We start from the raw sequence: 11,976 nt of genomic DNA on the forward strand, positions 1-11,976 counted from the left end.
CTCTGACGGCGCTCCGCCCCGGGCGGGGCGCCGACTTGCTCCTGCCCCATCTGTTGACATGAGCTTATCAAGTCGCCAGAGTGCAGGGGAGGTTAGGAAAGGTTCCTAACAAAGGGGTGTGTCATGCGTAAGCGACTCGCGTTCGCGCTGGCCGGCGCCGGGCTGCTGGCCGTCTCCGTCACCACGGGGGCCGGTGCCGCCACCCGGGGCCCGGCACCGGCCCCCGCGTCGGCCAACGAAGGCACGGTCACGGCGGCCCAGTTACTGGCCAAGGTGCAGAGCTGCTCGCAGATATCGAACGGCAAGTACCGCACCGACGAGGAGACCTCGGCCACCATCCCGGTCTGCGGCGCCAATGGAGCGGTCTTCTGGAAGGCCGACATGGACATCGACTGCGACGGCCAGGTCACCTCGCGGTGCAACGGGAACACCGACCCGTGGTTCCAGGACGACACCGCCTTCCACCAGTCGGACGGCAAGCCGCTCATCGCCGACAAGCTGCCCTACGTCGTGGTGCCGAGCGCCAGCTCCACCTGGAACTACAGCCAGGCGGGCATCAAGGGCGGCGGCGTGGTCGCGGTCATCTACAACAACAAGGTGGAGTACGCCGTGGTCGGCGACACCGGACCCACCAAGATAATCGGCGAGGCGTCCTACGCGACGGCCAACGCGCTGGGGATAGACCCCGATCCGGAGACCGGCGGCACGGACTCGGGGGTGACGTACATCCTCTTCAAGAACTCCTCCGTCTCGCCCATCGAGAACCATGACAAGGCGGTCTCGGTCGGCGACGGGCTGGCCAAGCAGTTCATCCAGAACAACTGAACCGCCCGTCGGCGCAACCACCCGGCACCCGTGGGGCGTGCCATTGTGCGGGGGCCCCGCCCTGGGCAGGATCACGGGTCAGGCGCAGGGCCGATCCTACGACCGCCGGGGGGACACAATGCCGCAGGAGTCGACCAGACGCGTCCACCAGCTCTACGGGGAGCACGCCCGCCGCACCCCCGACGCGGTCGCCGTCGTCAGCGGCGAACAGCGGCTGACGTACCGTGAACTGGACGAGCGGGCCAACCGGTTGGCCCGCCATCTGCGGGAGGCGGGGCTTCCCCCGGGCGGGCTGGTGGCGGTGTGCCTCGGCCGGGACGCCGAGGTCCTGACCGCGATGCTCGGGGTGCTCAAGGCGGGCGGGGCGTATGTGCCCGTCGAGCCGGACGCGCCGCCGTCGGTGCTGCGGCACATCCTCGCGGACGCCGAGCTGTTCGGCGCGCTCACCCGGGAGTCGCTGCGGGTCATGGTGTCCGACACCGTGCGCGCGGGCCGGCCGGTGATCTGCCTGGACACCCAGGCCGAGGCCATCGCCGACCGGTCCGCGGCCCCGCTCGCCCACACCCGGGCCGGCGCCGCGGACCTGGCGTGTGTGCTGTACACCTCCGGCACGGCCGGCCGGATGCCCAGGGGCGTGCTGCTCGAGCACCGCAATCTGGTGAGGGCCTACGAGGGCTGGCGGGTGGTCTACCGGCTGTCCCCCGAGGACCGGCATCTGCAGACCACTCCTTCGGAGTTCGCCGGATTCACCGCCGACTGGGTCCGCGCGCTGTGCTCGGGCGGCACGCTGGTGCTGGCGGGCCGGGACGAGGACCCGGACCGGGCGGGCGACGCCGCCCCGCTGCACCGGCTGATCGTCGACGAGTCGGTCACCGTCGTCGTGTGCGACGTCCCCACCGTCCGGGGCCTGCACCGGCACCTGCGGTCGCGCGGCGCGGACCTCGCGGCCGTACGGCTGATCGCCGTCTCGGGCGACAGTTGGTACCTGGACGAACAGCAGGCGCTGCGCCGGACCCTGGGGCCGCATGTGCGGATCCTGAACGTCTACGGCGTGACCGAGGCCGCCGGGTCCGGCACCTGGTTCGAACTGCCCGACCGGCCCGCGGTCACCGAGCACCCCGAGCGGGTCTCGCCGATCGGGACGGCGTTCCCCGGCGCCGCCGTCGCGGTGCTCGGCCGGGACGGGGCGCCCACCGCCCGCGGCGCCCGGGGCGAGCTGGGCATCAGGGGCCCGGTCGTGGGCCGCGGCTATCGGGACGGCCCGACGTTCAAGCGCGACCAGTACCTGCGCACCGGCGATCTGGGCCGAGTGCGCGAGGACGGGGGGCTGGAACACCTCGGCCGGGTGTCCTCCCACGCCGACGCCGAGGCGGTGCTGCGCGGCCATCCGGCCGTCGAGGAGTGCCTGGTCGCCGCCGTCGAGAACGCCCAGGGCCACAAGACGCTGACCGCCTATGTCACCCCCGTGGAGGGCGGCGAGGTGGACCCGGGGGAGCTGCGGCTGTTCCTGTCCACCCGGCTGCCGTCCGCCCGGGGCCCGCGGACGGTGGTCCCGGTGAGCTCGCTGCCCCGGACCCGGGCCGGCAAGCTCGACCGGACCGGCGTTCCGCTTCCGGCCCAGCGCGCCGGCGACCGCCGCCGGACCAGCGGGAAGGGGGCGCTGCCCGCGGACCACGGCGAGGGCGAGGGATGCGGGACGTGGGGAAGCATGATGGCGCTCACGGTGTTCTTCTCCCTTCTGTCCTGGTCTCTCACCGACAGTTTCTGGCCCTATTCGACCGACCTGTCGCTGGTACCCCACCCCTGGGCGGCGCTGTTCACCGGGCTGTACGTCGCCGAGTCGCTGGCCTTCGGGCTGGGGATGGGCTTCCTGTTCTGCGGGCGGCCGCTGATGGCCCGCCAGGGCCACTCCCCCGGCCTGACGAGCGCCGCACACCTGGCGGTCGCCTGGCTGCTGATCGCGTGGTGGCCGCAGGACAACTACTACCGGCTCGCGGCCAAGACGGACTGGTCGCGGCAGGCCGCCCTGGTCTACACCTTCAACGTCTCCCTCATGATCGCCGCCGCCGTGGTCGTGGCGTTCGTCGCGACCCGGCCCCGGCACGCCGACCGGGACGCGGACCGGGACGCGAGCCGGGACGCGGACCGGAGCTGACGCCGAGGTCCGTGAACATCCGGCCCAGCGCGTCGTTCGCCGAGCGCACCACCGCCTCGGCCGCGTCGAGGGCCCCCGGGGTACGGGCCGCGAGCGCCACCCCGACGTACGGATCCGGCTCGAACACCGCCGTCACCACCGTGGGCAGCAGCGTCACCCCCAGCGAGCGGCACCGTCGGGACACCTCGCCCAGGTGGTCGGCCAGTGCCGCGGCCGGGAGCCGGGCGCCCAGCGGCAGCCGGTCCAGGGTCCTTACGAGGGGCCGGCCGCCCTGGATCCCGGCCAGCCTGGCCTGGATCACGAACGCCGCGGCCGGGCCGGTGAGCCGGACGTTGATCTCGACCGGGGCGAGCCGGCCCGACCCGTCCATGACGAAGTCCACGTCGTACCAGCCCTGGTAGCCCTCGGCGGCCAGCGCCCGGCCCACGGCCGACGCGAACCGCTCGGCGACCTCGGCGGGCGCGTCGGGGACGACGCCCGGTCCGACCGTGACCCCCTGGTAGCCGGTCCCCTCGATGTCCATCACGCCCACGCCGACGGGGTGGACCGCCCCCTCACCGTCCACGACGGCGTCAAAGGTCAGATTCCGGCAGGGCCCCGAGCCGGAGCCGTCGCCCTCGACGTAATCCTCGATCAGCAGCGGGCCCCGGGGCAGGTGTCCCACGAGGGACCGGGCGCCCCCGGCCTCGGCGACCTGCCGGGGCGTCACCACGAGGGTGCCGGAGCCGCCCACCCCGTACTCCGTCTTCACCACCGCGGCCGCCCCGGCGGCGGCGCGGGCGGCCAGGGCGCGGGCGGCCCGCCGGCGCGAGGCCACCCGCTCCTGCGCGGGGACGACGATGCCGGGATGGGCCGGGGCCAGGGTGCGGAACAGCCGGTGGGCCGTCGCCTTGGACTCGTAACGGCGCGTCACGCGCAGCGCCCGGCCGAGGCCGTCCGGCCCGGCCCCGGAGACCTCCCCTGGCCCGCCCTCGGTCCCGTCCCGTGCTCCGGATCGCGTCAGGAGGCGCTCGGACTCCGGAGTGCGGCCCCAGGTGATCACCGGCAGGCCGGACCGCCGGATCCGGTCCAGCAGCGCAGTCCGGGACAGCAGTCCCCGCGCCACCCCGCCGTCGTCCGCCGCGACCTCGTCGTACACCTCCACGTCCGGCCACTCCAAGACCCGCGACAGCTCCCGCGTCCAGAAGTCATGGGCCTGCCCCGGGAGCACCAGGATCCGCGGCTCGGGGCTGTAGAAGGCGGCCAGGCAGGAGTAGTGGCCCCCGGCTCGCCGCACATCCGGCGAGCCGTCGGCGAACTGGGCGTTGAAATCGCCGACGTTCCCGATGTGCACGGCCGGCGCCCCACCGGTCCACGCCGTCACCCAGGAGGGTGGTGGCAGTCAAGGCCAGGCGGCCAGCAGCAGCAGCGCCCGGGAGGGGATGGATCCGGAGGGCGCCTCGCCGATCCGCTGCGCGCCCATCGCCAGATAGAAGGGCTCGGCGTGGGGATCGGCCTCGATGGTCAGCCGGGTGAAGCCGAGCCGGCCCGCCTCCGCCAGCACATGCCGGTACAGCAGCCGCCCCACTCCCCCGCCGATCGCCTCCGGATCCACGAACAGCATGCCCAGTTCGCCCTCGGGGCCGTCGCCCTCCAGCGTGGCGAAGCCCAGGATCCGGCCGTCCTGCTCGGCGACCGTGGTCCGACGGGCCGCCACCTCGCCGGGGCGCAGCCGCAGTTCCTCCCGGCATGCCTCCAGGAACGCCCGGTCGTAACCCCAGTGGCCCTTCGACCTGAGGGCCAGCTCGCTCAGCGCCTCGGCCTCGTCCTCCCGCCCCGCCCGCAGCCTCCGCGCCGCGGTGGCGGGCCCGGCCGTCGCCCTTCCGGGCCGATCACTCGCCATGGGCCGATCCTGCCAGCCGGGCCCCGCGCCCGGCCAGGGCCCGGGGACGCGCTTCTCCCCGGAGCGATGAGTTTCCCTCCGCCGCCCCGTCTTCCCAGGGTGAACAGGCGAAGAGGAGGTGGATGGTGACGGCTCATGACGAGGCGCCGGCGCCGCACGACCCGGGCCCGGAGGGGGGTGGCGCCGAAACCGGTGGCGCCGAAGCCGACGGGCCCGGTGCCGACCGGTCACGTGCCGGCGGGCCCGGTGCCGACAGGCCCGGCGCCGACAGGTCACGTGCGGGGTGGCCCGGCGCCGGTGGACCCGGCGCCGACAGGTCACCTGTCGGTGGGCCCGGTGCCGGTGGGGTGGGCGACCCGGCCGTGCTGGTCCTCGGCCGTGCGGTGCGCCGCGCCGAGGTGCCCGGGCTGTGCGCGCGCCTGCGCGAACTGGCGTCGCGGGACGCACAGGGCGGTCCGGTGGTCGTGGACGTGGGCGCGGTGCGCGCCCCCGATCTGGCCGTGCTGGAGGCGCTGGCCCGGCTGCGGCTCACCGCCCGGCGCCTGGGCCGGAGGATACGGCTCCGCGGCGCGAGCGGCGAGCTGCGGGCCCTCCTCGCCCGGGCGGGTCTCGACGCCGTGCTGCCGGCGGCGGACCTACCGGGCGGCGAGGGGGTCGACGGGGTCGAGGCGGGCGGGCAGGCCGAAGAGGGGGAAGAGGCGGGCGGTGTCCAGGAAGGAGTTGAGCGCGGTGATCCGGCCGCCTGACACCTCGACGACCTGGAGCGCCCACGGCTCGTGGCCGCCGTCCGAGGCGGGCCGGTACTGGCCGAAGGCGGGCGAGCCGTTGGCCACCGTCGGGATCAGCCGGGAACCGCAGCAGCCTATGCCGGTGCCCAGGAACCACTGGCGGATGTCGGCATGGCCGCGCATCCACAGCGAGTAGGGCGGCATGGACAGCGTCGCGTCCTCGTGCAGCAGTGAGGTGAGCGAGTCGAGGTCGTAGCGCTCGAAGGCGTCGACATACCGCGCCAGCAGGGCGCGCTGCTCCTCGTCCAGCGGCCGGACGGGGTCGGTGGCGCTGATCCCGCTCGCGGCGATGGTGGCCCGCGCGCGCTGCAGGGCGCTGTTGACCGAGGCGACGGTGGTGTCCAGCAGCTCGGCGACCTCGCTCGCCTTCCAGGCCAGCACCTCGCGGAGGATCAGCACCGCCCGCTGCCGGGGGGCCAGGTGCTGAAGCGCGGCGACGAAGGCCAGCCGCACGGACTCGCGCTGGGCGGCCAGCTCGGCCGGGTCGCCGTCCTCCGTCACCACGCGGCTGTCGGGGGCCGGGCCGATCCACGCGGTCTCCGGGAGCGGCGGGCCCAGGGACGAGGAGGCCGTCGCCACGGACGTCAGGTCCATGGGGCGGGCGCGGCGCTGGCTTCCGCTCAGCATGTCCAGGCACACATTGGTCGCGATGCGGTACAGCCACGACCGCAGCGCCGACCGGCCCTCGAAGCGGTCGAGGCCGCGCCAGGCCCGCACCATGGTCTCCTGCACGGCGTCCTCGGCCTCGAACGCCGAGCCCAGCATCCGGTAGCAGTAACCGGTCAGCTCCGTCCGGTGCCGCTCGAGCTGCGGCTCGACCCCGGCCGCGCCCTCCGCCGCCAGCACATCACTCATCGCCAGGCCCCCTGTCGGCCCTCCGGTATCCCATGGCCGCACCCTAGTGGCCGGGTACGACAATCCCCCGGCGCCAGGCCCACGGCCCGGCGTTCGGCGGTCGTACGGCCGGCGTACGGCCCGGGTCCGCGGACGTACGGCGGGGTGCGCGGGGGTGCGCGCCCTCAGGTGACGGGCCGGGCGCGGACCGTGGAGGAGTGCACCTGGTGTCCGCCGCTGGCCAGCATCCGCACTTCGGCGCGGTCGCTGATCTCGGCGCGGACGATGCCGGTGTCGTCCGCGTACACGGGGTGCCCGCCCGGCCCGCTGCTGTCGGTCCGGTGCACCACCACGACGTCCTCGGAGACGTCCTCGGCGGCCGGGGCCGAGGACGGCCCAGCCGCCGCGTCCGGGTGTACGAAGATCAGCTCGTATCTCTCACGACGCGCCATGACACGCCCTCCTGCCACGCCATCCCGCCCCACTCCCCAAACCGGGACATTCAACACTATCGGACGAACCCGACGGCGCAAGGGCGCGGGCGGTGCCCCGGTCCGCGGGCCCCGGGCCGAACAGTCGTTTCACGCCGTTGTTCGGTGTGGCGGGAGGGGCTGCCGAACAATCACGGGGCCGGTGAACTCGATCTCGTCGATGGGGGACTCCCGACGAGGGAGATGGCCGGAACGGAAAGACGATGAACATGCGTGTGGCGGACGGGCAGCGGCTGCGACTGGGCGGGGTGGGGGTGTCCGTACTGCGTCCCCCGGCGCCCCCGTCCCCGCGCGTGCCCCAGCCGGTCCCGCGCTCGGCGCCCGAGCGCTGGCAGGTCGCGCTGGTGGTGGGCGGGACGATGAGGTTCGAGCGGAACCGCGACACGGTCGACTGCGAGAGCGGTGATCTGCTGCTGTACGACGCCGCCGCGCCGTCCGGTGCGACGGCGGTGCTCGCCAAGGGGCCCGCGCGGGCGGTGATCCTCCACCTGCCCGAGCACCTGGTGCCGGTCCCGGGGCACGCGCTGAGCAGCCTGACGGCGCGGCCGATCCCCGCGCGCCCCGGCCCGGGGGCGCTGCTGGGCGGGTTTCTGCGGGGGTTCGCGGAGGAGGCGGCGTGGCCCCGGCTGTCCGAGACGGGGCGGCTGGGCTCGGCGGCGGTGGACCTGGCGGTGGCCTTCCTGGCGCATCTGGCCGAGGCCGAGGGGCTGCTCCAAGAGGGTCTGCCGTCGGCCCGGGCCCGGCAGGAGGCGCTGCTGCGGGAGGTGAAGGGGTTCGTCCTGCGGAACCTGGGCCGCGAGGACCTGTCCCCCGCGACGATCGCGGCGGCCCACCACATCTCGGTGCGGTATCTGCACCAGCTGTTCCAGCGGGAGGAGCTGACCGTGCGGGACTGGGTCCGGGAGCGGCGGCTGGAGCGGGCCCGGGCGGACCTGGCCGACGCCTCGCTGGCCGAGCGGGGCGTCGGGGAGATCGGCAGGCGGTGGGGTTTCCCGGACGGCGCGGCGTTCAGCCGGGCCTTCAGGAAGGCGTACGGGGTCCCCCCGGGCGAGTACCGCCGCCACCCGCGCCCCTGAGGCGGCGGGCGGGCCGCTTCAGCCGCGCAGGGCGGCCCACGTGTGCACGCCCACCTGACCGTCGGCCCTGAGCCCGTGGTGCCGCTGGAAGCTCTTGACGGCGGCCAGGGTGTCGGCTCCGAACTGGCCGTCGATGCCGTGGGGGCCGATGTCGTAGCCACGGCCCTTGAGGATGCACTGCACCTGCACCACCCGCCTGTTCCGATCCCCCAACTGGGTGAGCGCCGTCCCCGCGTACGCGTCGCAGGACTTCCACGGCTGCGGCTCCCCGGTCGGGGCCGGGGCCTTGTGGGGGGTGGTGGCCTTGTCGCCCGGCTGTCGCGGCTGTGGCCGCGGCGAGGCGCCCTCCCCCGACGGGACGCCGTCCGCCGGCCGGCCGGTGGGCGGCGAGACGACGATCACGGTGGTCGAGCCGGGGGCCGGCGGGCTCTCCGTGCGGTGCTTCCCGCCCTTCTTGGGCGCCTTGCCGGTCGGGGCCGGGTGGGAGGGGGTGGCGGACGCGCTCCGCGGGGAGGCGGCCGGCTTCTCGGCCCGCTCCTTGGGGGCGGAGCCCATCCTCGGTACGGCGAAGGCGAGCGCTCCGACGGCGACGGCGGCGACGGCCGCTCCGGTGAGCACGAGCGGGCGCCGGCTCCGGGTCGCCTCCCCCGCCGCGCGCTCGGGCGCGGCGCGGCGCAGAACCGTCAGCTGGTCCATGGGCGGGACCGCGGCGGTCGGCCCCATCCAGGTGGCTCGGGACTCGATCACCCGCGCCACCGGGGCCGGCCAGGTGAGCGCGGGCTCGTGCCCGCGTGCCAGCTCGGCGATCCGGCGCGGGGTCGGCCGCTCGGCCGCGGTCTTGGCCAGACAGCCGGTGATCAGCTCGGCGAGTTCCGGGTCGGTCTCGGCCACCTTGGCCAGCACGGCCTCGTCCGGCGGGGCGTAGATCACGCGATGGACGACATCGCCGGTCGCCCCCTCGCCGAAGGGGGCCGTGCCGGCGGCGGCCAGCGCCAGGACCGAGCCGAGGGAGAAGACGTCGGACGCGGTGTCCACCTCGCGTCCGTTCGCCTGCTCGGGGGACATGAAGGCGGGGGTGCCCAGCTGCTGGCCCGTCATGGTCAGCGCGCTGGTGTCGGCGGTGTGCGCGACACCGAAGTCGATGACGCGCACACCGTCCCCGCCCAGCAGGACGTTCGACGGCTTGAGATCGCGGTGCACGATCCCGGCGGCCGCGATGGCGCCGAGCGCCTGCCCGATCTCGCAGGCAAGCCGCCAGACGACCGGGGCGGGCAGCGGCCCGAAGCGGCGTACGGCGTCGGCCAGCGAGAGCCCGGGGATGTAGGCCGTGGCCATCCACAGGCGTTCCTCGTCGTCGAACCCGGAGTCCAGCAGCCCCGCCGTGTATGTGCCGTGGACCCGCCGTACCGCCTCCACCTCGCGCTCGAAGCGGCGGCGGAACCCGGGGTCCTCGGCGTACTCCGGCCGGATCACCTTGATCGCGACGAGGGACTCGGCCCGGTAGCCCGCGGCGTCGCCCGCGTCCCGTCCGAGGTAGAGCCGGCCCATCCCGCCCCCGCCGAGCCGGGCGAGCACCCGGTAGGGGCCGATGTCGGCGGGGTCCGTCTTCAGCAGCGGTTTCGCGCCGAGCTCCTCGAGGTCGGCCGCGGTCAGCTCCCCGGCCTCGGGCCGGGCCGGTGCTCTCTCAGACATCAATCTTCCTCAGGGACGCCATGTTCGTTCGGGAACGCCGCCGTCCCGGGCCTGGTGCGGACTCAGCCGTTGCCGCCGGCCCGGGAGATCTCCTTCAGCACCGTGTCGAACTTCCGCTGGAACTCGTCCAGCGCCTGCTTGATCTTCCTCAGGTCGGCCTGCGCCCCCTGCCAGGCGGAACGGAACTCGTTCGCGTGGCGTCCGCTCCAGTGGGTCGGGTCGCTCAGCACGCTGCCGGCCGAGGACAGCTGGTCGATCGAGTGCTGGAAGCCTCCGTCGATGATGGTGAGGAACTTCCGGCTCGCGGTGTGCGCCGCCTCGTCGACCTTGACCGTGCCCGCTCCTGCTGCTCCTGACATGCTGCGATTCCTCTTTCTCTTTCCTGATGTTGTCCGACAGGAATTCTTCTGCCGGGGCTGTGGGGTGTCATTGGCGCCGGGCGCAGGGTCCTTGGCACCCGGCGCACGGCGGACACGCGCCGTCGCGGTGCCGTGCCGCGCCGGCTGACACGGCGGGGGTGGTGGTCAGCGGGCCACCTGGACGCCGGCGGCCGCGCCGTCGCTGATCAGGTAGCCGCGCCCGGGCAGGGCCGCCATCCGGTCGTGCCGGGGCAGCACGGCGCCCAACAGGTCCCCGTCGAGGTCGTGGTCGGGGACGAGGAGCACACCGCAGTGGCTCTCCCGCACCCGCTGGGTCCAGTGGCCGTAGCCCCGGCGGAGGGCTTCGGCGCGGCCCGCCGCGACCAGATGGCGGCCGGGGCCGGCCGAGGACAGCCAGCGGTCCACGACTCCGGTCTCGTCGTCCACCGTGTCGGCGTCGTCGATCAGCAGGAGGGTGGGGCCCGGGCAGCCGGCCAGGGCCTCTTCCAGGCCGTCGTAGCGGTCCACCAGGACCGTGGGGCCCGGCAGGTCCCGCAGGGGCGAGCGGCGGGGGGCGAAGGCGACGACGGCGGGCGGTTCGGCGGCGGCCCGCGTCAGGTGGGCGATGGTGCACAAGGCCGTGCTGCGGCCGGATCGCGGCGGCCCGGCGATCAGGGCGTGTTCGTGCTCGTACAGCCGCAGCCCGGCGCGGCCGAGGGTGTCCGCGTCCAGGCCGACCGGAATCCACCACGGCTCGCCGCCGGCCGACAGCTCCGCGCCGAGGTCGGCGCGGGACAGGTCGGTGGGGAGCAGCCCGATCCGCGGGGCGGTGCGCGGCGCGTCGGGGAAGCGGGCCGCGGTGTCGGCGACGGCCGCCGCCAGGTCCTCGCCCGGCCAGCCGATCTGGATCACCTGCCGGCTGTCCGCCACCACGGCGCGGCCGGGCACATAGCCGGGCACCGAGCCGCGCGGCACGTCGAAGTAGCCGTACTCGGTGGGGTCGGCGAGCCGCATCAGCAGCTTCTGCCGGGTCAGCGACGCCCAGGCGGACGGCACGGCGCCGGAGCGGTCGGCGGTGACCGCGAAGCGGATGCCGACGGCCGGGCCGTCGGCGTAGACCCGGGCGAGTTCGTCGAGGGTGTTCATCCCGGCGACGTCCTTGTCGAGGTCCGAGATCAGCGCGCCCAGGTTGTCCAGCAGCACCAGCCAGTCGGGCCGGTCGGCGGTGCCCTGGGCCTTGCGCTCGTCCAGTTCGCGGCGGAGCAGCCGGACGAGCCGCAGCATGCGCTCGCGTTCGGCCGAGCCGATGTGCGCCCCGGTGTGCGGCAGGGCGGCGAGCGGCGCCAGGTCCCCGGCGCCCAGGTCGAGGACGAACAGATGGCACCGGTCGGGCGGCTGGGAGCCGGCGACCGTCAGGGCGAGCGCAGCCAGCGCGGTGGTGGTCCCGGAGCCGCCCCCGCCGTAGATCAGGACGTTGCCCTCGGCCGGGTCCCAGCCGACGGGGTACTGCCGCTGGCGGTCGGGGTCGTCGGCGAGCGCGTACGCGGGCAGGCCGGCGGCCTCGCCGAGGAGCCCCCGCTCCGCGGCCGCGGGCAGGTCCGCGGAGCGTACGACCGCGGGCAGCGGGTCGGGCCAGGGGCGCCGGGGCGGGGCGAACCCGGCCCCCGCGGCGGCCTTCTGGGCGGCCGTGACCAGGCGGCGCAGGTCGGTGTCGCCGTCGGGCTCCTCGGTGACCGGGCCCACCGCCGGCAGGCCCAGCAGGAACGGGGCGACGGTCACCGGGGCGGTCACCGCGGCCTTGGGGGTGACGCCGGTGGACAGCGCGGTCTGCACCGGCAGCACCTCCCGGGCGCTGAGCCGGTAGTAGGCGCGGC

11 protein-coding genes are annotated in these 11,976 nt (G+C 75.0%); 4 read left to right on the forward strand and 7 right to left on the reverse strand.

Features of this window, described 5'->3' with window-relative positions:
* The first annotated feature begins 123 nt into the window (after positions 1–123).
* Both BBH68_RS32725 and BBH68_RS32730 read left to right on the forward strand, forming a co-directional pair.
* Positions 124–825 carry a glycoside hydrolase family 75 protein gene (locus BBH68_RS32725; RefSeq protein ID WP_065967389.1) on the forward strand — a complete coding sequence of 234 codons (702 nt, stop codon included), beginning with the start codon at positions 124–126 and terminating at the stop codon, positions 823–825.
* A 118-nt stretch (positions 826–943) separates the two neighbouring features.
* A complete protein-coding gene (locus tag BBH68_RS32730) occupies positions 944–2,980 on the forward strand; it encodes an AMP-binding protein (RefSeq protein WP_065967390.1) in 2,037 nt (678 codons plus the stop codon).
* Here the strand turns inward: BBH68_RS32730 and BBH68_RS32735 are convergent.
* The gene (locus BBH68_RS32735; RefSeq protein ID WP_065967391.1) at positions 2,877–4,313 is read right to left on the reverse strand and encodes an ATP-grasp domain-containing protein; all 1,437 of its coding nucleotides are present in this window, start codon (positions 4,311–4,313) and stop codon (positions 2,877–2,879) included. The two genes, BBH68_RS32730 and BBH68_RS32735, sit on opposite strands and share 104 nt — an antisense overlap.
* Positions 4,314–4,361: 48 nt before the next feature.
* Complete coding sequence (locus BBH68_RS32740; protein WP_065967392.1) at positions 4,362–4,862, reverse strand: GNAT family N-acetyltransferase; 501 nt, start codon at positions 4,860–4,862, stop codon at positions 4,362–4,364.
* 347 nt (positions 4,863–5,209) lie between these two features.
* Here BBH68_RS32740 and BBH68_RS32745 point away from each other — a divergent pair, with 347 nt between their 5' ends.
* Entirely contained in the window at positions 5,210–5,608 is a 399-nt protein-coding gene (locus BBH68_RS32745; RefSeq protein ID WP_065967393.1) for an STAS domain-containing protein, read from the forward strand.
* On the opposite strand, the gene BBH68_RS32750 is transcribed toward BBH68_RS32745, so the two are convergent.
* Positions 5,498–6,505, reverse strand: a complete 1,008-nt coding sequence (locus tag BBH68_RS32750; RefSeq protein WP_065967394.1) for a sigma-70 family RNA polymerase sigma factor — start codon at positions 6,503–6,505, stop codon at positions 5,498–5,500. The two genes, BBH68_RS32745 and BBH68_RS32750, sit on opposite strands and share 111 nt — an antisense overlap.
* A 164-nt stretch (positions 6,506–6,669) precedes the next feature.
* Positions 6,670–6,936: a DUF6296 family protein gene (locus BBH68_RS32755; RefSeq protein WP_065967395.1), complete on the reverse strand. Its 267-nt coding sequence runs from the start codon at positions 6,934–6,936 to the stop codon at positions 6,670–6,672.
* A gap of 242 nt (positions 6,937–7,178) precedes the next feature.
* Here BBH68_RS32755 and BBH68_RS32760 point away from each other — a divergent pair, with 242 nt between their 5' ends.
* The gene (locus tag BBH68_RS32760; RefSeq protein ID WP_065967396.1) at positions 7,179–8,051 is read left to right on the forward strand and encodes a helix-turn-helix domain-containing protein; all 873 of its coding nucleotides are present in this window, start codon (positions 7,179–7,181) and stop codon (positions 8,049–8,051) included.
* 18 nt (positions 8,052–8,069) lie between these two features.
* Here BBH68_RS32760 and BBH68_RS32765 read toward each other — a convergent pair whose 3' ends face one another.
* From BBH68_RS32765 to BBH68_RS32775, 3 genes are all read right to left on the reverse strand, one after another.
* Positions 8,070–9,743: a serine/threonine-protein kinase gene (locus BBH68_RS32765; RefSeq protein WP_065967397.1), complete on the reverse strand. Its 1,674-nt coding sequence runs from the start codon at positions 9,741–9,743 to the stop codon at positions 8,070–8,072.
* 62 nt (positions 9,744–9,805) lie between these two features.
* Complete coding sequence (locus BBH68_RS32770) at positions 9,806–10,102, reverse strand: hypothetical protein (protein WP_065967398.1); 297 nt, start codon at positions 10,100–10,102, stop codon at positions 9,806–9,808.
* Between the two features lie 165 nt (positions 10,103–10,267).
* On the reverse strand, positions 10,268–11,976 hold a 1,709-nt coding region (locus tag BBH68_RS32775), incomplete at its 5' end, for an FtsK/SpoIIIE domain-containing protein (RefSeq protein WP_281182507.1).

This window comes from Streptomyces sparsogenes (genome assembly GCF_001704635.1).
Taxonomy (GTDB): domain Bacteria; phylum Actinomycetota; class Actinomycetes; order Streptomycetales; family Streptomycetaceae; genus Streptomyces; species Streptomyces sparsogenes.

Bases quoted from the DNA above. Each gene is read 5' to 3' on its own strand.
- BBH68_RS32740 (WP_065967392.1), bottom strand. From the start codon at position 4,862: ATGGCGAGTGATCGGCCCGGAAGGGCGACGGCCGGGCCCGCCACCGCG.
- BBH68_RS32750 (WP_065967394.1), bottom strand. From the start codon at position 6,505: ATGAGTGATGTGCTGGCGGCGGAGGGCGCGGCCGGGGTCGAGCCGCAG.
- BBH68_RS32765 (WP_065967397.1), bottom strand. From the start codon at position 9,743: ATGTCTGAGAGAGCACCGGCCCGGCCCGAGGCCGGGGAGCTGACCGCG.
- BBH68_RS32755 (WP_065967395.1), bottom strand. From the start codon at position 6,936: ATGGCGCGTCGTGAGAGATACGAGCTGATCTTCGTACACCCGGACGCG.
- BBH68_RS32760 (WP_065967396.1), top strand. From the start codon at position 7,179: ATGAACATGCGTGTGGCGGACGGGCAGCGGCTGCGACTGGGCGGGGTG.
- BBH68_RS32770 (WP_065967398.1), bottom strand. From the start codon at position 10,102: ATGTCAGGAGCAGCAGGAGCGGGCACGGTCAAGGTCGACGAGGCGGCG.
- BBH68_RS32725 (WP_065967389.1), top strand. From the start codon at position 124: ATGCGTAAGCGACTCGCGTTCGCGCTGGCCGGCGCCGGGCTGCTGGCC.
- BBH68_RS32730 (WP_065967390.1), top strand. From the start codon at position 944: ATGCCGCAGGAGTCGACCAGACGCGTCCACCAGCTCTACGGGGAGCAC.